This is a genomic window from Paenisporosarcina sp. HGH0030 (assembly GCF_000411295.1).
Lineage (GTDB): Bacteria > Bacillota > Bacilli > Bacillales_A > Planococcaceae > Paenisporosarcina.
The window spans coordinates 395,384-417,730 of the sequence record NZ_KE150421.1; the positions used below are offsets into that span (position 1 = coordinate 395,384).

At 37.6% G+C, this 22,347-nt stretch carries 26 protein-coding genes and 1 riboswitch; of the genes, 23 read left to right on the forward strand and 3 right to left on the reverse strand.

Annotation, left to right across the window (positions count from 1 at the left end):
* Positions 1 to 22 precede the first annotated feature (22 nt).
* Positions 23 to 511, reverse strand: a complete 489-nt coding sequence (locus HMPREF1210_RS02005) for a DUF1189 family protein (protein WP_036659642.1) — start codon at positions 509 to 511, stop codon at positions 23 to 25.
* A 203-nt stretch (positions 512 to 714) separates the two neighbouring features.
* Between HMPREF1210_RS02005 and HMPREF1210_RS02010 the strand changes: the two genes are divergently transcribed.
* From HMPREF1210_RS02010 to HMPREF1210_RS02075, 14 genes are all read left to right on the forward strand, one after another.
* Positions 715 to 2,346, forward strand: coding sequence for a Na/Pi cotransporter family protein (locus tag HMPREF1210_RS02010; RefSeq protein WP_016426924.1), 1,632 nt, complete (start codon positions 715 to 717; stop codon positions 2,344 to 2,346).
* Positions 2,347 to 2,426: 80 nt separating this feature from the next.
* Complete coding sequence (locus tag HMPREF1210_RS02015; protein ID WP_016426925.1) at positions 2,427 to 2,906, forward strand: DUF456 domain-containing protein; 480 nt, start codon at positions 2,427 to 2,429, stop codon at positions 2,904 to 2,906.
* Between the two features lie 119 nt (positions 2,907 to 3,025).
* Positions 3,026 to 3,634, forward strand: a complete 609-nt coding sequence (locus HMPREF1210_RS02020) for a superoxide dismutase (RefSeq protein ID WP_016426926.1) — start codon at positions 3,026 to 3,028, stop codon at positions 3,632 to 3,634.
* Positions 3,635 to 3,866: 232 nt separating this feature from the next.
* Entirely contained in the window at positions 3,867 to 6,068 is a 2,202-nt protein-coding gene (locus tag HMPREF1210_RS02025) for a penicillin-binding protein 2 (RefSeq protein ID WP_016426927.1), read from the forward strand.
* A gap of 151 nt (positions 6,069 to 6,219) precedes the next feature.
* Positions 6,220 to 7,155: a PstS family phosphate ABC transporter substrate-binding protein gene (locus HMPREF1210_RS02030; RefSeq protein ID WP_016426928.1), complete on the forward strand. Its 936-nt coding sequence runs from the start codon at positions 6,220 to 6,222 to the stop codon at positions 7,153 to 7,155.
* Positions 7,156 to 7,388: 233 nt separating this feature from the next.
* On the forward strand, positions 7,389 to 8,336 hold the full coding sequence (gene pstC / locus HMPREF1210_RS02035) for a phosphate ABC transporter permease subunit PstC (RefSeq protein ID WP_016426929.1): 948 nt from the start codon (positions 7,389 to 7,391) through the stop codon (positions 8,334 to 8,336).
* A gap of 1 nt (position 8,337) precedes the next feature.
* Positions 8,338 to 9,216: a phosphate ABC transporter permease PstA gene (gene pstA, locus HMPREF1210_RS02040; protein ID WP_016426930.1), complete on the forward strand. Its 879-nt coding sequence runs from the start codon at positions 8,338 to 8,340 to the stop codon at positions 9,214 to 9,216.
* 27 nt (positions 9,217 to 9,243) lie between these two features.
* Positions 9,244 to 10,068 (forward strand): phosphate ABC transporter ATP-binding protein PstB, encoded by an 825-nt coding sequence (gene pstB / locus HMPREF1210_RS02045; RefSeq protein WP_016426931.1) that lies wholly within the window; start codon positions 9,244 to 9,246, stop codon positions 10,066 to 10,068.
* 19 nt (positions 10,069 to 10,087) lie between these two features.
* A complete protein-coding gene (gene phoU, locus HMPREF1210_RS02050) occupies positions 10,088 to 10,747 on the forward strand; it encodes a phosphate signaling complex protein PhoU (RefSeq protein WP_016426932.1) in 660 nt (219 codons plus the stop codon).
* 160 nt (positions 10,748 to 10,907) lie between these two features.
* Positions 10,908 to 11,057 carry a 50S ribosomal protein L33 gene (gene rpmG / locus HMPREF1210_RS02055; protein ID WP_016426933.1) on the forward strand — a complete coding sequence of 50 codons (150 nt, stop codon included), beginning with the start codon at positions 10,908 to 10,910 and terminating at the stop codon, positions 11,055 to 11,057.
* 55 nt (positions 11,058 to 11,112) lie between these two features.
* Positions 11,113 to 11,685 (forward strand): 5-formyltetrahydrofolate cyclo-ligase, encoded by a 573-nt coding sequence (locus HMPREF1210_RS02060; RefSeq protein ID WP_016426934.1) that lies wholly within the window; start codon positions 11,113 to 11,115, stop codon positions 11,683 to 11,685.
* 4 nt (positions 11,686 to 11,689) lie between these two features.
* Positions 11,690 to 11,896, forward strand: a complete 207-nt coding sequence (locus HMPREF1210_RS02065) for a YqgQ family protein (RefSeq protein WP_016426935.1) — start codon at positions 11,690 to 11,692, stop codon at positions 11,894 to 11,896.
* 407 nt (positions 11,897 to 12,303) lie between these two features.
* On the forward strand, positions 12,304 to 14,202 hold the full coding sequence (locus HMPREF1210_RS02070) for an LTA synthase family protein (RefSeq protein ID WP_016426936.1): 1,899 nt from the start codon (positions 12,304 to 12,306) through the stop codon (positions 14,200 to 14,202).
* A 115-nt stretch (positions 14,203 to 14,317) separates the two neighbouring features.
* Positions 14,318 to 15,424: a hypothetical protein gene (locus HMPREF1210_RS02075; protein ID WP_016426937.1), complete on the forward strand. Its 1,107-nt coding sequence runs from the start codon at positions 14,318 to 14,320 to the stop codon at positions 15,422 to 15,424.
* Between the two features lie 198 nt (positions 15,425 to 15,622).
* Here the strand turns inward: HMPREF1210_RS02075 and HMPREF1210_RS02080 are convergent, their stop codons facing one another.
* Positions 15,623 to 15,802, reverse strand: a complete 180-nt coding sequence (locus tag HMPREF1210_RS02080; RefSeq protein ID WP_016426938.1) for a DUF2759 domain-containing protein — start codon at positions 15,800 to 15,802, stop codon at positions 15,623 to 15,625.
* A gap of 162 nt (positions 15,803 to 15,964) precedes the next feature.
* Between HMPREF1210_RS02080 and HMPREF1210_RS02085 the strand changes: the two genes are divergently transcribed.
* Positions 15,965 to 16,603 (forward strand): MBL fold metallo-hydrolase, encoded by a 639-nt coding sequence (locus HMPREF1210_RS02085; RefSeq protein ID WP_016426939.1) that lies wholly within the window; start codon positions 15,965 to 15,967, stop codon positions 16,601 to 16,603.
* A 104-nt stretch (positions 16,604 to 16,707) separates the two neighbouring features.
* Here the strand turns inward: HMPREF1210_RS02085 and HMPREF1210_RS02090 are convergent, their stop codons facing one another.
* The gene (locus HMPREF1210_RS02090) at positions 16,708 to 16,950 is read right to left on the reverse strand and encodes a DUF2626 domain-containing protein (RefSeq protein ID WP_016426940.1); all 243 of its coding nucleotides are present in this window, start codon (positions 16,948 to 16,950) and stop codon (positions 16,708 to 16,710) included.
* 250 nt (positions 16,951 to 17,200) lie between these two features.
* Here HMPREF1210_RS02090 and HMPREF1210_RS02095 point away from each other — a divergent pair, with 250 nt between their 5' ends.
* From HMPREF1210_RS02095 to HMPREF1210_RS02135, 8 genes are all read left to right on the forward strand, one after another.
* Complete coding sequence (locus HMPREF1210_RS02095) at positions 17,201 to 17,602, forward strand: Spx/MgsR family RNA polymerase-binding regulatory protein (protein WP_016426941.1); 402 nt, start codon at positions 17,201 to 17,203, stop codon at positions 17,600 to 17,602.
* A 139-nt stretch (positions 17,603 to 17,741) separates the two neighbouring features.
* Positions 17,742 to 18,785: a competence type IV pilus ATPase ComGA gene (comGA, locus tag HMPREF1210_RS02100; protein WP_036659304.1), complete on the forward strand. Its 1,044-nt coding sequence runs from the start codon at positions 17,742 to 17,744 to the stop codon at positions 18,783 to 18,785.
* Positions 18,754 to 19,818, forward strand: coding sequence for a competence type IV pilus assembly protein ComGB (gene comGB / locus HMPREF1210_RS02105; protein WP_016426943.1), 1,065 nt, complete (start codon positions 18,754 to 18,756; stop codon positions 19,816 to 19,818). The genes comGA and comGB overlap by 32 nt, the downstream gene beginning before the upstream one ends.
* Positions 19,819 to 19,833: 15 nt before the next feature.
* Positions 19,834 to 20,160 carry a competence type IV pilus major pilin ComGC gene (gene comGC / locus HMPREF1210_RS02110; protein ID WP_016426944.1) on the forward strand — a complete coding sequence of 109 codons (327 nt, stop codon included), beginning with the start codon at positions 19,834 to 19,836 and terminating at the stop codon, positions 20,158 to 20,160.
* Positions 20,147 to 20,578, forward strand: a complete 432-nt coding sequence (locus HMPREF1210_RS02115) for a prepilin-type N-terminal cleavage/methylation domain-containing protein (protein WP_255349280.1) — start codon at positions 20,147 to 20,149, stop codon at positions 20,576 to 20,578. Before comGC ends, HMPREF1210_RS02115 begins: the two co-directional genes overlap by 14 nt.
* Positions 20,571 to 20,870: a hypothetical protein gene (locus tag HMPREF1210_RS02120; protein ID WP_016426946.1), complete on the forward strand. Its 300-nt coding sequence runs from the start codon at positions 20,571 to 20,573 to the stop codon at positions 20,868 to 20,870. Before HMPREF1210_RS02115 ends, HMPREF1210_RS02120 begins: the two co-directional genes overlap by 8 nt.
* The gene (comGF, locus tag HMPREF1210_RS02125; protein ID WP_016426947.1) at positions 20,855 to 21,295 is read left to right on the forward strand and encodes a competence type IV pilus minor pilin ComGF; all 441 of its coding nucleotides are present in this window, start codon (positions 20,855 to 20,857) and stop codon (positions 21,293 to 21,295) included. Before HMPREF1210_RS02120 ends, comGF begins: the two co-directional genes overlap by 16 nt.
* Positions 21,296 to 21,500: 205 nt before the next feature.
* Entirely contained in the window at positions 21,501 to 22,019 is a 519-nt protein-coding gene (locus HMPREF1210_RS02135; protein WP_016426949.1) for a shikimate kinase, read from the forward strand.
* A 142-nt stretch (positions 22,020 to 22,161) separates the two neighbouring features.
* Positions 22,162 to 22,254: riboswitch (glycine riboswitch) on the forward strand.
* The last annotated feature ends 93 nt before the right edge of the window (positions 22,255 to 22,347 follow it).

Consider the following 22,347-nt stretch of genomic DNA (forward strand, 5'->3'; position numbering starts at 1 on the left):
GCTGAACAAAGAAGGAATATACTTATTTTTTGGGATAATATTTTAGGGCAAGCACTAAATAGATTACACATACGATTGAAGTGCTGATGGTAATCCATCCGTCTGAAAGGTTTGTAAATAAGAAAGCAATTGATAGCACAGTTGGTACGGTATAGGCAAATGCTGTGGTGCGCCAAACATGCCGGTAATCTCCTCGGCGTTTCCAAACTTTCAAAATCATCATTCCGACGAAAGCCATTATACTGATTCGGACAAACAATAATAGAGTGGACATGATAAATTGAGTAATAAAGGCAAAGGGATACAGAATCCATTCCATGTCTTCTACATAATCTATCAAACCAACTATAGAAGAAGAGTCATCTACCAATCCAGACGTAAATTGTATGAACGAAAGGATAGACAGTATGGTGACAAATAAAAACACATATAAAAGGACTTTGCCTATGGGCAGAAGCCGGAAAGCGGCAATTTTTTTCGGGCTGGTTATGGAAGCTAAGAATAGTTGCATGATTGACAAGAAAATCACTCCTTATAAGCTATCATACTACTTTCCATAGATAGATTTTAAGAATTATTTGTACAAATTACGTACAAAGCTGCCCTGATTGTTAAGTTCTTGTAAATATTTAATGAAGTTCTTTACAATCATTTGTCGAATTCTTCATAATGGGGACTGTTGATAATTGTACATACAGGGGTTGAAATTGAATCGTGGAACTTAATTGGCAAGAAATGATGTTTCAATTCATTGGAGGTCTAGGGATCTTCTTGTTCTCTATCAAATACATGGGTGACGGCCTGCAAAAAGCAGCAGGTGATCGATTACGTGATATATTAGATCGATTTACGACGAACCCATTTATGGGTGTTTTAGTCGGGATTGCGGTTACAGTATTAATTCAATCCAGTTCAGGTACGACTGTCATAACCGTAGGTCTTGTCAGTGCTGGATTTATGACGTTAAAACAAGCAATCGGTGTCATCATGGGAGCCAATATAGGTACAACAGTCACTGCTTTCATTATAGGGTTTGATGTGGGAGAATACGCTTTGCCCGTTATGGCAATAGGTGCTTTCCTGATTTTCTTTTTCAAGAAAAGCCAGATTCAAAATTTGGGAGAAGTTATTTTCGGTTTCGGTGGTTTGTTTTTAGGAATGGAATTAATGAGCGGGGGAATGAAACCTCTTAGCGAATTACCAGCATTTATCGATTTAACCGTCAATATGAGAGAACATTCCATTCTAGGCGTAATTGTCGGAACGGTATTTACATTAATCGTTCAAAGTTCAAGTGCAACAGTCGGAATTCTTCAAGGTTTGTATTCAGAAGGGGTTTTAAATCTGGATGCGTCACTACCGGTTCTCTTCGGAGATAATATCGGAACAACCATTACAGCTGTATTCGCATCAATTGGTGCTTCGATTGCAGCTCGACGCGCAGCAGCTACACACGTTTTATTTAATGTGGTAGGTACAATTATTTTTATGATGATTTTAGAACCTTTCACTATGTATGTTGAATGGTTGTCTGGCGTTTTAGATATAGGAGAAAAAATGCAAATTGCTTTTGCACATGGTACGTTCAATGTAGCCAACACCATTATTCAATTTCCATTCATCGGTGCATGGGCATACCTTGTAACGAAATTAATTCCAGGCGAAGAAGTAACGATAGAATATAAACCGAAGCATTTAGATCCACACTTTATCGAGACAGCTCCTTCCATTGCTATCGGACAAGCGAAAGAAGAAATTTTGCGTATGGGTCGCTTCAGTGTTCAAGGATTGCAGGAGTCCTTTGAATATTTGAAAACACATAATAAAAAACATGCAGAAACGGGTTACCAGCTAGAAGATGCCATTAATAATCTGGATAACAAAATCACGGATTATTTAGTGAAAATTTCAGCTGAATCTATTTCCAAAGCAGACTCTACTCGACATATTATGTTAATGGAAACCGTTCGTGATATCGAACGGGTTGGTGATCATTTTGATAACATTATTGAGTTGATTGACTACCAGGAAGTTAACCGTCTTAAGTTAACGGACGATGCGATTAAAGATTTGACAGAAATGTTCACATTAACGATAGGAACTGTTGAAAAAGCATTGGAAGCATTGGACACAAACAGCCTTGGATTGGCCCGTGAAGTAGCGGAGCAGGAAGATTTAATTGATAAAATGGAACGTAAATTCCGTAAAAAGCATATTTTACGTCTAAATGAAGGCATATGTTCACCTCAAGCGGGGATGGTCTTTGTGGATATTGTTAGTAACCTGGAACGAATCGGTGATCACGCTGTCAACATTGCGGAGGCAGTATTAGGTAAGAGAGCATAAAATGACATCTCCTCTGGTGCTTTACATCTTGCAAAATGTAAGGCACGATTAAGAGGAGATTTTTTTATTGGAGGGAAATAATGGAAATTTTTGGCTGGGGACTTATCATTATTAGTTTTGTTATTGGATTCATTGGACTCGTCTACCCAATCATTCCATCTGTAATTTTTATCGTAGGTGGATTTTTATTGTATGGGGTGTTTTTCTCGTTCGCTGAACTCCCTTGGTGGTTCTGGTTAATTGAAGTATTATTTGTCATTTTACTTTTTGGAGCCGATATGATGGCAAATGCATTCGGCGTGAAAAAATATGGTGGGAGTAAAGCCGGTATATGGGGGAGTACAATTGGGTTATTAATAGGACCTATTGTTTTGCCGTTTGCAGGAATTATTCTAGGGCCTTTTTTAGGAGCGATTATTGCCGAGCTCCTTTTTGCTCGCACATCCATCAAACAAGCAATTAAAACTGGGTTTGGATCAGTAATTGGGTTCCTGACTTCGGTTATTACAAAGGGTATCGTGCAAATCGTCATGATTGTCATTTTCTTTTGGGTTGTCTGATATTCAGTCGAAAGACTGAATTCACAAAATTGCATTGATAATATTTGAACGAGAGAACTTATTTTGATACGCTATTAAATGTAAAAACTAATTAGAGATCCTTTAGGAGGAAATGACACATGGCTTACGAATTACCACAACTCCCTTACGCGTATGACGCACTAGAACCACATATTGACAAAGAAACAATGAATATTCACCACACGAAACACCATAACGCATATGTAACAAATCTTAACAACGCTCTTGCTGGTCACGATGACCTTCTTAGCAAATCAGTTGAAGAATTGATTGCAAACCTTGATGCAGTTCCTGAATCTGCTCGTACTGCAGTTCGTAACAACGGTGGCGGTCACGCCAACCATTCATTGTTCTGGGAATTATTATCTCCTAACGGTGGTGGAAACCCATCAGGCGCATTGGCTGAAGCAATTGATGCGAAATTTGGTGGCTTTGAATCATTCAAAGAAGAGTTTGCTAAAGCAGCAACAACTCGCTTCGGTTCTGGCTGGGCTTGGTTATCAGTTAAAAACGGTGAATTAGAATTAACTTCTACACCAAACCAGGACTCTCCGATTATGGAAGGTTCTACACCTATTCTTGGTTTAGATGTTTGGGAGCACGCGTATTACCTAAACTATCAAAACCGTCGTCCTGACTACATTGGCGCTTTCTGGAATGTAGTAAACTGGGATGAAGTATCAAAACGATACGAATCTGCTAAATAATAAGAAAAGCGTAAAGTGCCACTCTAGCTCGACCCCGACGGTGGAAATAACGAATCGAAAACCTGTTTTCGAATGAGTTACTAAAGCGGAGGTGCGAGCTGGCGCTTGAAGCTAGACAAATTATCGATAAATGAAACATAACACACACTCATTTCGTTAAATGAGTGTGTGTTTTTTTGCGCAAAATGATATACTACATTACAGTTAGAAAGCTAGAAGGAGGACTGCGGCAGTGCGCAAAACATCAAAAAAGAGAGCGGCAAGTGCAAAGGCAAAACACCTCGCAAATGTCGCATTTCGAATGAATATCCTCTTTTTCTCCATCTTTTTGTTATTCTCTATCCTCATTTTACGCCTCGGATATTTACAGATTGTCAAAGGAGAAGATTTCGTCCGTGAACTGAAAAGAACGGAAGAGGTACCTGTTAATACAAGTGTTCCAAGAGGAAGAATATATGATAGTGCAGGGCGTATTTTAGTAGATAATGAACCTAAAAATGCAATTACGTATACTAAATTGCAAACGACCAAACAAGAGGAAATGTTAACTATTGCTGAACAGTTGGCAAAGTTAATCGAGAAAGAGACAGACAGTGTGACATTGCGGGATAAACAGGATTATTGGATTCAACTACATAAAGAAGAAGCTTATGAAAAAGTATCCAAGAAAGAAGAAAACAAATTGTTGGCGGACGAAACACTTTCGTCAGCGGATTTGCAGAAACAAATCGACAAATTGGTAAGAGAGCGGATTACAGAAAAAGAACTTGCCACTATAACTGATCAGCAACTTGAAGTTCTGGCTATATATCGCGAAATGGCATCGGGGTATGCATTATCACCACAAATCATTAAAAGTGAAAATGTGACACCTGAAGAATTTGCACGTGTTTCTGAGCGATTGACAGAAATGGTAGGAGTCAATACCACGACCGATTGGGTTCGAGTTCCTAAATCACCACTTGCTATTTTAGGTCGTACCACATCCCCGAAAGAAGGGATTCCAAGGTCCCAACTGGACTATTACATCTCGCGTGATTACACGAGAAATGACCGGGTAGGTCGCAGTTATATTGAACAGCAGTATGAAGATATCCTACAAGGTCAGAAAACCGTTGTGAAAAATATTACTGACGGAAAAGGTACAGTAACCGAAACGGAAACAGTCTTTGAAGGTCAACCTGGAAAAGATCTAGTGTTAACAATCGATAGCGAGTTTCAAGCGAAAGTTGAAAGTTTAGTAGAAACGAAAATCTTGGAACTGAAAAAGAAAAATGGTTCAAACTTATTGGACCGTGCCTTTGTTGTTGTAATGGATCCTAATACAGGTGAAGTAATATCAATGGTAGGAAAACAACTTGGGAAAGATGAGAACGGTAAACAGGTAGTCAATGATTATGCATATGGAACGTTCACCACTTCCTATGAAATAGGCTCAGTCATTAAACCAGCAACAATTCTCACCGGTTACGACCAAGGTGTTCTTGAAATGAACGAAGTTATGATAGATGAACCGATTAGAATTAAAGGTACAAAGCCGAAAAGTTCGATTTTCAATCGATCTTCAAGAATTCCCATGAGTGACCTGCAGGCACTTGAAAGGTCTTCGAACGTTTATATGTTTAAAATTGGTTTCCGCTTAGCCAATGCCATTTACCGACCTGATCAACCCATCGATATTGATGAGGCTGCATTTGGTACGCTACGTAATTCCTATGCACAATTCGGCTTAGGTGTTCCAACAGGGATTGACTTGCCTGGCGAAGCTACCGGTTTTAAGGGGAAAGAATTGAAGGCAGGGAAACTGCTGGATTTAACGATTGGTCAATTTGATACATATACTCCGTTACAAATGGCGCAATATGTATCCACGATTGCCAACGGCGGAAGTCGTATTCAACCACATGTTGTGAAAGAAATCAGAAAACCTTCTTCTGACGGTATTACGATGGGTCCACTTGTCACAGAAATAGGTCCGACCGTAATGAATCGTATTAACAATACGCAAAGTCAAATAGAACATATCAAAAAAGGGATGAACCGTGTTTACTACGGCAATCAAGGCTCTGCGAGATCATATTTTGGGGATGCACCATACCAGGCTGCCGGGAAAACCGGAACTGCCCAAGTAGTTTATTACGGGCCGAAAGAAGATTACTGGGGAGACAATACAATCAACTCCACACACATCGGTTTTGCACCATTTGATAATCCTGAAATCGCTTATGCCGTCATGATTCCATGGGCGCCATATCATAATGGCGTGTATGAAAGTTCGGGAACAATTCTTGCCCGTGAAGTCGTCGATGCTTATTTTGCGATACAAAAGGAAAATGGCAAAACTGAAGAAAACGAATCATCAACACTGAAAACTATCAAACCTGCATTTTCAACTACTGAAATAGAAGAAGATACCGAAAAATCAGTTGAATAATATATAAAAAAAAGACCATGATAACTTCAATATCATGGTCTTTTTTTTGTTTACAATTTCTTTACATTCAGTTTATATGTCCTCAACATTGAACGTTTAAAGTATTGTTTGTAAGGGAAAACAACAACCAACCTTAGGGGGAACTAGACAGATGAAAAACTTGAAATTCGTTATGATGTCAACAATGATTGGCTCGGCACTTTTACTTGGTGCATGTGGTAATGAAGATAAAGAAGGAAACGGAGAAGCGACAGAACAACTGTCTGGCTCAGTTTCTGGCGATGGTTCATCTACAGTTGCTCCGATTACGGAAGCATTAGTTGAAGAATATCGACTTGTTCAACCAGACGTTAAAGTAACTGCTGGTGTTTCTGGAACAGGTGGCGGTTTTGAAAAATTCATTGCCGGAGAAACAGATTTCTCAAATGCTTCACGTCCAATTAAAGAAGAAGAGTCGGCTAAGCTTGATGAAGCCGGTATTGATTTTACTGAATTAGAAGTTGCGTATGACGGTTTATCAATCGTTGTAAATAAAGAAAACGATTGGGCTAAAGATTTAACAGTAGATGATCTTAAAAAATTATGGGTAGAAGATGGGACAACAAAAAAATGGTCTGATATTAATCCTGAATGGCCAGATGAAGAAGTTGTTTTCTACTCACCAGGAACTGATTCTGGTACATTTGACTACTTCAACGAAGTCATTCTTGAAGATGCAGATATCGTAAAATCAGCAACACTTTCTGAAGATGACAATGTCTTAGTACAAGGTGTAAAAGGAGATAAAAATGCAATTGGATTCTTTGGCTATGCTTACTACCTTGCTAACAAAGATTCAATGAACGTTGTAACTATTGATGGAGTTGAACCAACTAACGAAACAATTGAATCTGGTGAATATCAACCACTTTCACGTCCATTGTTCGTTTATGTTAAAAACTCTTCAGTAAAAGACAATGAAGCAGTATATGATTTCATGAAGTATACGGTTGAAAATGCTGGGGATATGGCTGAAGCTGTCGGTTATGTAAGATCTCCAGAAGAAACTTATAAAGAAGATCTTAAAGCTTTAGAAGCACTAAAATAAAGTTTTAATAGAAGTAAAAAGTAAGTTTTGCAATAAGCGGTTAAGAAGGAGTAGCACTGGTGCTACTCTCTTCTCATGTTAATTGATAAGAAAGCTGAAGAGACAGTTGATAAGTCAACGTGTGAGCGCCAAATCGCACGTAAGCGACAGCCAACTATTGAGCCTGTTCTTCCGGTTAAACCGAATGCCAGGGTTTCGCATTTTCACTTTTCTTACGTATAGGGGGATTTCAAATGGCTTCAAATGAACAAGCTTCCAAATTATCTGTCCAGCAGATGATTGCAAAGCAAAAAGGTAAGAAAGGAAAAAAGTGGATAGAAAAATCAATTCCAGTTATTCTTTTCATAATTGCCTCAATTTCAGTATTAACTACGTTTGGTATAGTATTCACTCTGCTTTTCGAAACGTTTGAGTTCTTTAAGCGAGTTCCTTTCCTTGATTTTATTTTCGGTAAAGAATGGTTGCCTTTCTCAAATAACGAACCACTCTTTGGAATTTTGCCGTTAGTTGCGGGGACTCTTAAAGTCACACTGATCGCTGTCGTGGTTGCGGTGCCATTCGGCTTAGCATCAGCTGTTTATTTAAGTGAATATGCAAGTGACAATATGCGTCGGGTAATCAAGCCAGTTCTTGAAGTATTGGCAGGAGTTCCTACAATTGTTTATGGTTTTTTTGCTTTAACTTTCGTCACACCTTTGCTGCAACAATTTATACCTGAACTGAAGATTTTTAATGCAATAAGTCCTGGTATTGTAGTGGGAATTATGATTTTGCCCATGATTGCATCTCTTTCAGAAGACGCCATGTCTTCAGTTCCGAACTCTATTCGTGAAGGGGCGTTAGCCCTGGGAGCAACAAAACTTGAAGTGGCTATCAAAGTAGTATTACCTGCAGCCTTATCAGGTATTATGGCTTCCATCGTTCTTGCTGTGTCACGTGCTATCGGAGAAACTATGATTGTTTCTTTGGCAGGAGGGTCAACACCAAGATTCGATTTGGATATGACAGACTCGATTCAAACAATGACTGCTTATATTGTACAAGTTTCAACCGGTGATGCTGGATATGGAACAACCATCTATTATTCGATTTACGCAGTCGGATTTACTTTATTCCTCTTCACTCTTCTCATGAACTGGTTAGCTCATGCGATTTCAAAACGCTTTAGGGAGGAATATTAAGATGAAATATATCGATCATACATCCGTGGTTAAACGAATGAGTGGCAGGATGATTGTTAATAAAATATTTAAAACCATATTTTTCATGGCCACACTATTTGCTTTGTTATCGCTGGCAGTACTCTTTTATCGTATTGTGAGTCAAGGTGTGGGGTATTTAACTCCTGAATTCTTTACAAACTTTGGTTCGCGGTTCCCTGAAAAAGCAGGGATTAAAGCGGCATTGGTTGGATCGCTTTGGATGATGGCCGTTGTTGCACCAGTATCCTTGATTTTAGGTGTGGGTTCAGCAATTTACCTAGAAGAGTATGCTAAGAAAAACAAGATCACACAATTCATTCGCATGAATATCGCGAACTTAGCAGGCGTACCATCTGTTGTGTTTGGTTTACTCGGTTTAACGATTTTTGTACGAGCATTAGCTTTAGGGAATAGTGTTCTGGCTGCCGGATTTACGATGAGTTTGCTCATTCTGCCTGTTATTATCGTAGCTTCACAGGAATCCATTCGTTCAGTGCCGAATCATTTACGAGAAGCTTCTTATGGAATGGGAGCAACCAAGTGGCAAACCATTGTCAAAGTTGTCTTGCCTTCAGCGATTCCGGGTATCTTAACCGGTGGAATTTTAGCTTTATCCAGAGCAATTGGCGAAACAGCTCCACTTGTAGTAATTGGTATACCAGTTATTATTCAATTCTTGCCAGAAAATTTACTTAGTCAATTTACTGCAATGCCAATGCAGATCTTTGACTGGGCAAAACGTCCACAGGAAGCATTTCAACATGTAGCTTCAGCAGGAATAATCGTCTTAATGATTTTCTTGTTACTGATGAATTCAATTGCTGTGTTCATTCGAAATAAATTCCAAAAACGTTATTAAGCCGATTCGGCACGGGAGGGTTTCAAAATGGTTCAACTGAATGTAAACAAACAAAATACAACAAGTTCAACAAGCACTAAACCAGAAACGATAGATAGAAACATTGTATATGATACGCGTCAATTAAATTTATGGTATGGCGAGCACCACGCATTGAAGAACATCGATTTAGCAATCAAAGAAAATGAAGTGACTGCAATTATCGGACCTTCAGGTTGTGGGAAATCGACATATATCAAGACATTGAACCGTATGGTTGAATTAGTACCTTCGGTAAAGACTTCTGGAGAAATCATTTACAGGGATCGAAATATTTTCGATGCCGATTACGGGGTCGAAGAGTTGCGAACAAAAGTGGGAATGGTTTTTCAAAAACCAAATCCATTCCCAAAATCAATTTATGACAATATTGCCTATGGTCCGCGTATACATGGTATTAAAAACAAAAAAACCCTGGATGAAATCGTCGAGCAAAGTCTTCGCGGAGCGGCTATCTGGGATGAAGTGAAAGACCGATTGAACGAAAATGCATACGGTCTTTCGGGTGGACAACAACAGCGTATTTGTATTGCACGTGCTCTTGCAATTGAACCAGATGTGATTTTAATGGATGAGCCAACTTCTGCTCTTGATCCGATATCTACGCTTAAAGTGGAAGAACTTGTACAGGAATTGAAAAAAAACTATTCCATCATCATTGTCACGCACAATATGCAACAAGCTGCACGGATTTCAGATCAAACTGCCTTCTTCCTGAATGGAGAAGTTATCGAGTTTGATAAGACTGATACAATTTTTTCTACACCTTCTGACAAACGTACAGAAGATTACATTTCAGGACGCTTTGGATGATCCAGAAGGAGGAATTTGAATGGTAGTAAGAGAAAAATTCGAACACGAGCTAAGAGGTGTTCAGGAGCAATTTTTAATGCTTAGCAATTTAGCCATTTCTACGTTAAATAAATCAATTGATGCATTATTAAGCCACGATGTCGATGTAGCCCTATCAATCATTGAAAATGACAAGCATATTAATCGTTTGGAAGAAGAAATTAATGACCGTGTCATTTTATTGTTGGCAAAACAGCAACCGGTTGCTACGGATCTGCGTCGATTGATTGTATTATTGAAAGCTGCCCATGATATGGAACGAGTTGGAGATTATGCTGTCAATATTGCAAAAGAAAATATCCGTATTGGTAAAGCCGATTTCGTTTCACCAATCAAGAATATCGAAGAAATGCGGTCTAAAACCATTACAATGCTAACGGAAGTAATGAAAGCATTTATCGAAGAAAATATTGAAGATGCACGTAAGATTGCTGAGCTTGATGATCAAGTGGATAATTTGTATGGTCAAACCATTCAACAACTTTTAAAAGTGGGCGCTGAAAATCCGCAAATGTTAAGTCAAGTTACGCAACTGTCATTTGTATGCCGTTATTTGGAACGATCAGCCGATCATGCAACCAATATAGCGGAACAATTATTTTATTTGGTCAAAGGTCGTCATTACGAACTGAATAAGTAAATGGACGGAGAAAGACACGTTTTGTCTTTCTCTTTCTATGTCGAGAAATATTTCACAGTTGGTAGTAGATTTTTCAATGAGGTATGATATAATAGGTTAGTCGTATAAATCATTGCTCATAAGATTTAAAAGATTCCTGATTAGAGTGGGAGGGATAATGATGCGCGTTAACATCACACTAGCTTGCACAGATTGCGGCGAGCGCAACTATATTTCTAAGAAAAACAAGCGTAACAACCCGGAACGTCTTGAAATGAAAAAATATTGCTCACGTGAAAAGAAAATGACTTTACACCGTGAAACAAAATAAAACCATTTAACCAAAACCTGCTCAGGTTTTGGTTTTTTTCATGGAGGGAATATTATTGGAAAAGTCCACAATTCGAAAAGCAATCTTAAACGATTTAAATAATTTATTACCAGAGGTACATGAAAACCATTCATGTATGATACATAGAAAAGTACTAATGGAAGAAACGGTCAAAACAGCGCAAGTAATCGGTATCACATTATCTGCATTTCCTGAAGTAGATACATGGAAATTAATTGAAAAGTTTTGGCAACAAGGGAAAAGAGTGGCCGTTCCGAAGTGTCATCCCGCCACAAGGGAAATGACTTTTTTTGAAATAACCTCCTTTAATCAACTTGAGGTAGTATATATGAAATTAAAAGAACCGATTCCCGCCCTTACAACTAAACTGGATACGCCTCAAATTGATGTACACATTGTTCCGGGAGTCGTATTTGATCCAAAAGGATATCGTATTGGCTTTGGTGGAGGTTACTATGATCGTTATTTAAGCACATACACAGGATCAACAATCGCGATGGCTTTTGACAGACAGATTGTTGAACAAGTTCCTATCGAACAATTTGATTTACCAGTACAATGTATCTTGACCGAAACAAAACGGATTGTATGTATGAAAACGGAGTGAAAGTATGAAATCAATTTATGATGTTCTTCAATATTTAAAACGCTATGGAACTTTTATCTACACAACAGACCGTCAGGCTGATTTAGTGTTAATGGAAGATGAAATTCGCGAATTGTATAACTCGCATATGATGGAAACGCAGGATTTTCAGATGGCTATTCTATTAATTCGGCAAGAACGGTCACGTTTAAATGACAAAAACATAAAATAAAATGAAAAGACAATCTGACGAAAGTGGTCAGGTTGTTTTTGTTTTTGGTAAAATATAGGGGTGGCTTGAAAAAAATTTACTTTTTTTTAACAAAAACGAAACTTTTATATGTTTCAGCCGTCTTATAAAGGGTAACTAGGTGAAGGAAACATAGACATCTAACTATTTTACTCTTGGATTATTAACAGAAAGTTGCATGGTTGTAAAAAAAGGATTAAGATATACTAATGTTTCTTTCTTTCGTTGAATAAAATAGACTTTCTGCAATAAAGTCGCTCTTACCGTTTGTTACGGGAAATTAAATAATTCATGTGGAGGTCAGTCGTTGCCATTCTTATAAATGGGATTGCACGATGACTTTTTGCTGAAAAATTCAAAGTTTGAAAGTGATAAGGAGGATGTTAGGAATGAAGAACATAAAAATACCTAAACATTCGATTTTGGCTCTAGCCATTTTAATGACTTGGATTAAAACCTATGTGGTATACCATACGAGTTTTGATATGAAAATTGAAAATGTCATGCAAGAAGTAATTTTGTTTATAAATCCATTAAGCTTTTTGCTTTTTGTGTATGGTATCTCATTATTCTTTAAATCCGTTAAAGCCAGAAATCGATATTTATTAATTACGAGTACAATATTAGCGGTGATTTTATACGCCAACGTCGCATTTTACCGTTTCTTTAGCGATTTCATCACACTTCCGGTATTGTTCCAGACGAGCAATTTCGGAGACTTAGGTGCATCTGCAGCCGAAAGTATTTACTTCACGGATGTATTCTACTTTGTTGATGTTGCGTTATTATTTGCGGCAATTAAATGGTTGCCGAAAGTGACAGAAGTTGCAGTAAGACCAGCTATCCGTAGAGCATATTTTGTGTTGGCAGCAGCAGTTTTATTCCTGAACTTAGGATTAGCAGAAACTGAGCGTCCACAATTGTTAACTAGAAGTTTTGACCGTGAATTATTAGTGAAGAATATCGGAATGTATAATTATCATATATACGATGTTTACATTCAATCGAAATCTCATGCACAGCGAGCATTAGCTGATGGCAGCGAACTAGTAGAAGTCAATAACTATGTACGATCAAATCAAGCAGAACCTAATTACGAAGTATTTGGTACTGCTGAAGGCAAAAACTTAATTGTTGTTTCACTTGAATCACTTCAAAATTTTGTAGTGAATGAAGAAATGAACGGTGAAGTTATTACACCTTTCTTGAATGAATTAACGAAAGACAAAGATACGTATTACTTCCCGAATTTCTACCATCAAACAGGATTAGGAAAAACTTCCGATTCTGAATTCGTGGTAGAGAATAGCCTTTACCCATTAGGTGGAGGCGCAGTGTTCTTTACGAATAGTGGGAACACTTACAATTCAATGGCCGAATCATTAAATGAAAAAGGTTATTTCACAAATGTCATGCATGCGAATAACAAGAGTTTCTGGAATCGTGACATTATGTATAATGCCTTGAATGTTGAAAAATTCTATGATGTGGAAAGTTACGATATTGCTGAAGGCGATTCAGTTAACTGGGGAATGAAAGATATACCTTTCTTCGAACAATCAGTTAATCATATGGCTGAAATGGAACAACCTTTCTACTCACGATTGATTACATTGACGAATCATTATCCTTTCCATTTGGAAGAGAAAGATCAATTTATTCCTGAATACAATTCAAATTCAGGAACATTGAATCGTTACTTCCAGACAGTACGTTACATGGATGAATCAGTGAAATCTTTATTTGAAGACTTGAAAGCTAAAGGGTTATACGAGGATTCAATCATTGTCATGTACGGTGACCACTATGGTATTTCTGAAAACCATAATGAAGCGATGGCACAATATTTAGGAAAAGAAATTACACCTTTTGAAACTGCTCAATTACAACGTGTACCAATGTTCATTCATATTCCCGGATCGAACCAGGGTAAAGTTGTTGAAGAAGTTGCTGGTCAAATCGACATTCGTCCAACTATTCTACATTTATTGGGTGTAGACACAAGTAAAGATATGCAAATGGGTGCAGATATCTTTTCTAAAGACCATGAAGAATTTGTTGTATTCCGTGATGGCCGCTTTGTTACTGATAAAGTGGTTTATGCAGGAAATGTATGTTACGACAAGGAAACTGGTTTAGAAACAGAGGCTAAAGCTTGTGCACCTTACATTGAACGGGCGGCAGAAGAACTTGGATACTCAGATCAAATCATCAATGGGGATTTGCTTCGTTTTTACGATGAAAAAACAGGCAACCTGCTAATTGATGAGACTACTGAACGTAAATAATGTATTCTGTTAAAAACGTCAAAAAGTGTGGAATCACTTTTTGACGTTTTTTTATTTATTGAAACACATATCGATTCTATACGTACTACTTGTATATAGGAAAGGGGGAGTGGTGATGAGACGAAGCATTCGATACTACAGTATATTTCTTTTGCTTCTTTTAACAAGTTGCCAGCAGAATGTCTCAGAACCTTTCTTACCAGAAAAATCAATTTCCCCTGAACAAGAACAACCGAATAAAGAAGAAGATACAATTTTACCTCTATCAGAGCTGAACGGGAATTTTGAAAGCGTGATTGGCTGGGTTTCTAATGAAGAGATTCTCTATATAACAAGACAACAATCGGACTATCAAATTAATTCCTATCATATTGAAACCGGGGCTAACAAAATAATCTTTACAATTTCAGAACCTATCATTGAAGCGAGGATCCATCCGAACTTGTCTAAAATTGCTATTGTAACGTCCAGTAATTCGTTGAGCGCGTCCATACATTTTTTTTCGTTGGCAGGTCAGGAATTGGACAAGTTAACGATTGAATCATCCGAATTGTATTGGGACTGGCATCCAACTCAATCTGATGAAATTTTTTTCAGTGCATTTTATGAAGACTGGACGTTTGATTCTTTTGTCTATTCAAGCGGAACAAAAGAAATGAAACGCTTTGAAACAAATGATCCATTTGGTAAATGGGGAAAAGAATCCTCTATATACACTATTAATTGGCCAGAAAACGATTCATTAAGTGGTGGAACATTACGTGAAGTGAATACCGTGACGAAGAAGGAAGCAGAGTCGGACGCTACCAATATTATTCACGTGTCGGCTACAGATGATGTTGAAGTGCGAGTAAGTATTTCAGATGATCAGCAAAAGTTTTTGTACACACTGATACGGTATCGGGATGGGAAATCAACAACGTTCGAATTGCCGTCCATCAGTAATTACTCGCAATGGTTTGTTCCAGAAATAGAATGGCTTAGTGATGGAACTATGTTGACATATGAAGCGTCTCAATCAGGTTTAATGGATGATATCCCATCAGACTTTGATCTTGTCCAATTGTCTATTACTGAGCCTATGAAAACAATCTTGAAAGGACCTTATGAATCCTTTTCGTGCAATCCATCTGGCCAATATTGTTTAACAGGAGTTCAATTAGAAAATTTGCTAAAGGTTAAAAGTGGTGAAACATTGCCTTGGATTACATTGCAGGAATAATAAATAAAGTGCCTACGTGGCACTATTAATCGATAATTTAATTGGAACTAAATATTTTAAGATCAGTTAAAGAAAACTGTGATGATTGAATAAAAATTGAGAGAGTACTTGCGCCTACGATAAAGTAACCGAATAGTTTATCAGAGCCATAATATAAAAAAAGCTGACGTTCGTGTGAACGTCAGCTTTTTTATGGTATTAGTGTAATGCTGGTGGAAATCCGTGTTCTAAAATCGTCATCACTGTGAACCATCCAAAAATTGCAAAAGTTCCTACGTTGAAGACTAATCCTAAAAGGTTTTTCTCTTTAAATGCTTGGTAAGAACCAATTGCACCAAAGATAGCAACCAGGCCAAAAATAACCATTAATAAGTTCATTATAGACACTCCTTTTGACATCAGAAAATGAATGCCGAGTACAAGTTTTCTACCTTATTATAAGTTTTTAAATATGATTTGTCGAGGATTAAAAAGTGTCGGATATATGAACTGCGAGAATGCCGACAGAGTTTCTGCTACAATAATCTTGAGGTGATTGACATGTTAAATATACGTACGTTCCCACTAGGTCCATTGCAGACCAATTGCTATGTGGTAACCAATAAAGAAAAACAATGTTTGATCTTTGATCCAGGTGAACAAGGAGATGCTTTAATTAAAGAATTGCGGAGATTACAGGTAAAACCTTTAGCAATTATTTTAACGCATGCTCATTTCGATCATATTGGAGCTGTCGATGTAGTACGTGATGCGTTCAATGTTCAAGTCTATATACATCAGGCAGAAAAAAATTGGCTTTCTGATTCGACTAAAAATGGTTCAGCACGCTTTCGCGAATTGCCTATAGTGGAAGGAAGACCAGCAGATGTATTGATTGATGCAGATGGTAAGTTGGAAATCGGACCGTTTTCATGTCAGATGTTCCATACGCCTGGCCATTCACCTGGAAGCATTTCCTATTGGTTTGAAGAAGACGGTTTCGCAATTGTTGGCGATACATTGTTCCAAGGCAGCATAGGGAGAACGGATCTTCCTTATGGTAACCATAAAGAGTTAATTAATTCTATTCACAATAAGCTGCTTACTTTACCAGAAGAAACAATCTGCTATCCTGGACATGGTAATCCTACGACTCCTGCAGAAGAAATGGGCAATAATCCGTTTCTTAATGGATTTTGACAAAGAGGCGTGTGTCCATAGTTAAATAACCGGTTTTTATGGAGACCAAAAATCCCAAACAAAAAAGACAGCCATATGAAATGACTGTCTTTTTATAATCTTGATCAGTGTCCAGCGCCAGGTACGTAAATAAATGTCGTATAGTAAGTGAAGCCAGCAAAAAACACCGTTAAATATGCTCCAAAGATGTAAATATACATACGCTCTGAAAGGTTTAAGAAACCTAAAAGAATAAATAAACCTGTGTTTGCTAGAAATAATAATGATGCCTGATACATATCACCTAAATAAAACATAACTGCGAAAATCCCTGTCCAGAAACCCATCACTTTATACATATTGTTCATGAGTAGTCCCCTCCTTTTACAACTATACAATAATCTCTACCTCATTATAGATGATTCGGTTCCCAGATGTAAACTCTTGAATGTCTTTAGAATGTGACAGAACAGTGGAAGTTGTGAATTCTTACTTGAAAAAAGACAAAAAAATTTTCTGTTCAGTTAAGTATGTCCAAATATAATCGACATTAAATGTTTTTAAAGATGTTTCTTATATTTGTTGAAAACGTTTTACAATCTGTAAAAAACAAATGAAATGGGAATTGGAGGAATTCTAAGGGTTGATTTAACATTCTATACTTATCCATCATTTACCTCTAGTCGAAAAACGAAAATATGGTTAATCTCTAACCAGATTAGATTCGAAGAAAGACATATATTCAGTCAAACGCCAACTGTTGAAAAACTCTCTTTTCTTTTGACACTGACAACGGAAGGTATTGATGAAATTCTGGCTACCTGCAGTCAATCATTTAAAGACTTGATTCTGAATATCGATGACTTGCCATTATCAAAAGTGGTTGAATTGATGGTACATAATCCAAAGTTATTGAGAAGACCGATTTTGACAGATGGCAAGAAATTAGTGGTAGGGTATCAACCGGAACATTGGGTTCCTTTTGCGGCAAAAGTAAATTATTCCTCGCATTATAAGTAGTAAAATAAAAATTTCCTGCCTTAAAGGGTGGGGAATTTTTATTTTGCTGAAAAATATATATTTTTTATGCTTATGACTTTATAATGTCGAGAACAGGGTATGAGCGGTCCTAACCTGTTGTGGGTGAATGGTCTTATACATGAATGAATTACAGAATATTATTGAACAAAAAAGTGAAGAGTTGATTAATCGAGCAGTATTAGCACGGGCTTCTGATATTCATTTAATTCCTACATCAGGAGGGTATACAATTTATTTTCGCTTACACATAAAATTGGTCCCAGCAGGTAAGCTTCACCTGGACATCGGGGATCGTATGATTTCTTACTTCAAGTTTTTATCCTCTCTTGACATCAGTGAAAAACGAAAACCTCAAAGTGGTTCATTCCAACAAATCTTCAATACACAAGAATGTTCTTTCCGCGTTTCGACTTTACCATCTGTTCAAAATAAAGAAAGTCTTGTAATTAGAATTCAATTGCATGATGATTCTAAACCATTACAAGAACTTGCTCTTTATCGTGATGCAGCTAAATTACTGCATGACTTAATGATATCCCGTCAAGGTTTGATATGCATCACCGGACCAACTGGCTGTGGGAAAACGACAACTATGTACTCACTTACAAGTTATAGTACGCATCAATTGAATCGGCATGTCATTTCCCTGGAAGACCCGGTGGAAAACAGTCAATCCCACTTGCTTCAAATACAAGTGAACGAACGTTCTGGAATTTCCTATGCTTCAGGTTTGAAAGCGATATTACGCCATTCGCCAGATGTCATAATGATTGGAGAAATTCGTGATTCAGAAACAGCCCAAGCAGCTGTTCAAGCATCTTTAACAGGACATCTAGTTATTACGACTGTACATGCTAAGAATCCGATTGGATGTCTATATCGATTAATGGATTTGGGGATTCCGATTGATGACTTACAACAATCTATTCTTGGAATTACAAGCCAACAACTAGTAATCACTTCATATGATAGGGAAGGAGATCGAGTAACGCCTAACCGCTCTTCTTTGTATGAAATTCTGTATGGTCAAACTCTTGAAGAAGCAATCCATACGATAAAAATAGGTGGATCTTTTAACATGCCACAAAAGTATACGCTTTCCAATCAGTACGAGCGAGGAGTGAAACTGGGTGTCATTAAAGTTTCTCCCGTCACGTATTGAAGTACGAGATTGTCAAATACCCAGGAAAAAACAAGCCCAGTTTTTAAACAGACTCTCTACGCTCTTGTCTGAAGGATACACATTTTACGATTCTTTGGTAATGCTGTTGCCTCACCATGTAAAAGCAAGTGAAGAAGCACACAACAAACTTGCGGCCAACTTGAAAAATGGAGATGGAGTCACCACGTTATTGATGACATTAGGAATTCCCAAGAGTTATTTATTATCTATCCAAATGGCGGAATCCCATGGAAAATTACAGAAAGCGCTACTTTGTCTTCATACGCACATTGCTATGCTGGATCGGGCAAAAGCGAGCCTTAAAAAAGTGGTCATGTATCCTGTATTTTTATTTTGTATGCTGGCAGGGTTGTTTTTGGCATTTCGTACTTATTTTTTACCAAACATGCAGTTGCTTGCAAATTCCAGACAGAATACTGCATCTTCGAACACGATGAGTTGGACAAGCTTATTGCTGCATTTGCCAGATGTGTTAGTCACTGTCTGTCTGTTGGTCTTTATCATGGTGTTTTTGTTTCGCTGGGGAATTCAACGGTATTCTTATGAACATCAATTATCCATCTTATTAAAAACACCCATCTTATCCAATTGGATGAAATTATTTTGGACGAAAAGTTTTTCACAGGAACTTGGGACATTATTAGCCAGTGGATTATCTTTGCAACATGCTTTGGATGTTTTGAAAAAACAAAATTACCAACCTTATTTGCAAGTTATATCTACAAATATATACACATCCATTCTATTGGGAGATTCTTTGAAACAAGCAGTTCAGATAGCAGATTGTTTTATGGATGATTTTCCTACATACATTTCGCATGGTGAGGTAAGCGGACATTTAGACAGGGAGCTATTGATTTACAGTGATTTGCTGAATGAACAGACTGAAGAATCCTTGACGAAATCTTTGTCTTTTGTCCAACCTGTGTTATTTGGCGTATTAGCAATTTGTATTTTGGCTGCGTATTTATCCATTTTGTTGCCTGTTTATGGAATGATAGATTTTATTTAATAGGAGGAAGCAAGTATGAAAAAGATAAAGTGCCAAAAAGGGTTCACTTTAATTGAAATGATGGTCGTATTACTGATAATTTCCGTTCTAATATTAATCGCAATTCCCAATGTGACGAAGCATTCGGCAACGATTGATGAAAAAGGGTGCGAGGCTTATATCAAAATGGTTCAAGGGCAAGTCGAAGCATATCGGATCGATATGAAAGATGTTCCCACACTTTCAGATTTAACAGATAACGATTATTTAAATGAAGGTGAAACATCTTGTCCAAATGGTAATCAGATACAAATAGATGCAACTACCGGACTTGTATCTGTGACGGATGATGTCGCTGGATAATAAAGGCTACTCGTTGTTAGAGTTATTACTCGTTTTGACGATTGTGCTGGTCATCAGTACGAGTGTGTTGTATGCGAACAATCAGTATGTTGAAAGACACACATTTGATTTATTCTATAACCAATTGAAACTCGATGCCATACACACTCAAATGACTGCTGTGGAAGAAAAAAGGTACGTTAAACTGATTTTTAACGCAGGAGGTACTCGTTACATTGGAAGAAAATCACTATACGAACCTCTTTTCGAGAGAAATTTACCTGCAGGTTACAGTTTATCTTCCAGTAGTACTTTAACCGAGCTTGCCTATTTACCGAATGGTACAATTGAAAAATTTGGAACGATTGCATTTGTGACGCCCGGGGGCATTAAGATTGTCCGGGTCTTTATCGGGAAAGGACGGATGAGTCTTGAATAATCACCAAGGATTTTCATTCGTCGAAACGATTCTCACGGTCAGTATTCTTTTTTTGTTATTTGGGACATTGTTGCCTATGGCAAATCAAATGATGTTTAATCTTGCCGAAAAGAAAGTGGCATTGCATGTGGCAATTGCGAAAAACCAAGCAGCAACTTTAATTGAAAATGGGCAAATGTCAGGTGAAATATTTCTCGACAATGTGTCTTATTCCTGGCAATGGACAGATCCAACAATGTGTGTACGGTATGTTTTTTTTGGAGAGAGCACAGAGTCGTGCGAAACCTTTTAACGGATAGGGGATACACATTAGTCGATGCAGTCATTCAGCTTGCAGTTCTGTTGTTGTTTTCTCAACTCATTTTGTTTTATTCTGTATGGTTTACGCAAGTGGAAAAGCATTTCTTTCAATCAGTATCACTTGAATGGGAAATGTTTTCATTGGAAATGGAAAAAATCCTCTTTTCGGTCACTGTGATAGAAGAACAAGTCAATCAGACAGGAATTCGTCTGAAAAAAGATGGGGTGGAGTATGATATTGAATGTTACCCATCACTCATTCGCAAACAGAAGAATCGTTTGGGACATGAGCCTTTGTTAACGGGGGTTAAAATGTGTAAGTTTCAAGTTGATGGTGATCAAGTAATCGCCCAAGTTGAGTTTTTAAACGGACGAAAAGAGGAACGTGCATATGAAGTGTTTATATCCTCGCAATGAATCTGGATTTTTACTGCCCGTATCCATCGTTCTATTATTTGTTGTGTCCGGTATACTTCTTTACTTTGTTACTTCTTACATATCACAGATGAATATCTATGAAATGTTGGAAAGTCATTATATTTCTGCTACTATTATTAAAATGGAAAATTAGCGATAATAGTCGTTTAGTGATGATTTGTAGTGAAGTGAGCGGGGTAGGGATATGAAAAAAATTTATTTAATTGGTTTCATGGGATCAGGAAAAAGCGCTATCGGCCGACGATTAAGCTTTTCGCTAAAAATTCCTTATTACGACATGGATCAGGAGATTGTGAAAAAAATGGGGATGACAATCCCTGAAATTTTTGAAAGATACGGCGAGCCTTTTTTTCGTCAACAAGAACATGAATTTCTGAAAACCTTCAGAGATGAGTGGTGTATCGTATCGACTGGGGGAGGTGTTGCTGTTAACCCAAGCAATAGTAAAGTCATGCGTCAAACCGGTTTAGTATTGTTTTTGGATGCAACGTTTGCTGATATATGGAAACGAATTCATCGTGATGTTAACAGACCCATTGTACAATCATCTACTAAGGAAGATTTGGAAGCGTTATATACCATGCGAAAGCGTTATTATAAAGCAACTGCCCATATTACCGTAAGAACCGAAGGACGCTCGTTAAGACAGATAACTGAATATGCAGCATTTCAAGTAAATCGCTTAAAGGCGAACGATTTTTGATAATAATTATAAATCGTTCGCCTTTAGAGTGTAATAAGAAAATAGATTGCGCTTACTTTGAATCAATGTTAGGATATAGACGAAGCGGTACACGCTTTTGTTCATTGATTTCTTAATATACCAAAACGCATGTTTTGGGCGGATGAATATACGGGGAGAGAACGCGCCAGTCGCGTCGCCGAAGGAGCAAGTAGAAGCTACGAATCTCTCAGGTAAAAAAGACTCGTATAGGACGCATCTCTGGAGAATGCTATTACACTTCATAGCTACCAAAGAGGAAAGCCGATTTCAGGTAAACTTTCAGGTGCCAGGACAGAGAATTCTCTTA

Excerpts from the sequence above, each read along its gene's own strand:
- HMPREF1210_RS02115 (WP_255349280.1), top strand. The coding sequence starts at position 20,147 with ATGTCGCTGGATAATAAAGGCTACTCGTTGTTAGAGTTATTACTCGTT.
- comGC (WP_016426944.1), top strand. The coding sequence starts at position 19,834 with ATGAAAAAGATAAAGTGCCAAAAAGGGTTCACTTTAATTGAAATGATG.
- rpmG (WP_016426933.1), top strand. The coding sequence starts at position 10,908 with ATGCGCGTTAACATCACACTAGCTTGCACAGATTGCGGCGAGCGCAAC.
- comGA (WP_036659304.1), top strand. The coding sequence starts at position 17,742 with ATGAATGAATTACAGAATATTATTGAACAAAAAAGTGAAGAGTTGATT.
- HMPREF1210_RS02075 (WP_016426937.1), top strand. The coding sequence starts at position 14,318 with ATGAGACGAAGCATTCGATACTACAGTATATTTCTTTTGCTTCTTTTA.
- HMPREF1210_RS02090 (WP_016426940.1), bottom strand. The coding sequence starts at position 16,950 with ATGAACAATATGTATAAAGTGATGGGTTTCTGGACAGGGATTTTCGCA.
- pstB (WP_016426931.1), top strand. The coding sequence starts at position 9,244 with ATGGTTCAACTGAATGTAAACAAACAAAATACAACAAGTTCAACAAGC.
- HMPREF1210_RS02005 (WP_036659642.1), bottom strand. The coding sequence starts at position 511 with ATGCAACTATTCTTAGCTTCCATAACCAGCCCGAAAAAAATTGCCGCT.
- HMPREF1210_RS02030 (WP_016426928.1), top strand. The coding sequence starts at position 6,220 with ATGAAAAACTTGAAATTCGTTATGATGTCAACAATGATTGGCTCGGCA.
- HMPREF1210_RS02080 (WP_016426938.1), bottom strand. The coding sequence starts at position 15,802 with ATGAACTTATTAATGGTTATTTTTGGCCTGGTTGCTATCTTTGGTGCA.
- HMPREF1210_RS02015 (WP_016426925.1), top strand. The coding sequence starts at position 2,427 with ATGGAAATTTTTGGCTGGGGACTTATCATTATTAGTTTTGTTATTGGA.
- phoU (WP_016426932.1), top strand. The coding sequence starts at position 10,088 with ATGGTAGTAAGAGAAAAATTCGAACACGAGCTAAGAGGTGTTCAGGAG.
- pstC (WP_016426929.1), top strand. The coding sequence starts at position 7,389 with ATGGCTTCAAATGAACAAGCTTCCAAATTATCTGTCCAGCAGATGATT.
- pstA (WP_016426930.1), top strand. The coding sequence starts at position 8,338 with ATGAAATATATCGATCATACATCCGTGGTTAAACGAATGAGTGGCAGG.
- HMPREF1210_RS02020 (WP_016426926.1), top strand. The coding sequence starts at position 3,026 with ATGGCTTACGAATTACCACAACTCCCTTACGCGTATGACGCACTAGAA.
- HMPREF1210_RS02135 (WP_016426949.1), top strand. The coding sequence starts at position 21,501 with ATGAAAAAAATTTATTTAATTGGTTTCATGGGATCAGGAAAAAGCGCT.
- HMPREF1210_RS02070 (WP_016426936.1), top strand. The coding sequence starts at position 12,304 with ATGAAGAACATAAAAATACCTAAACATTCGATTTTGGCTCTAGCCATT.
- HMPREF1210_RS02085 (WP_016426939.1), top strand. The coding sequence starts at position 15,965 with ATGTTAAATATACGTACGTTCCCACTAGGTCCATTGCAGACCAATTGC.
- HMPREF1210_RS02095 (WP_016426941.1), top strand. The coding sequence starts at position 17,201 with ATGGGAATTGGAGGAATTCTAAGGGTTGATTTAACATTCTATACTTAT.
- HMPREF1210_RS02065 (WP_016426935.1), top strand. The coding sequence starts at position 11,690 with ATGAAATCAATTTATGATGTTCTTCAATATTTAAAACGCTATGGAACT.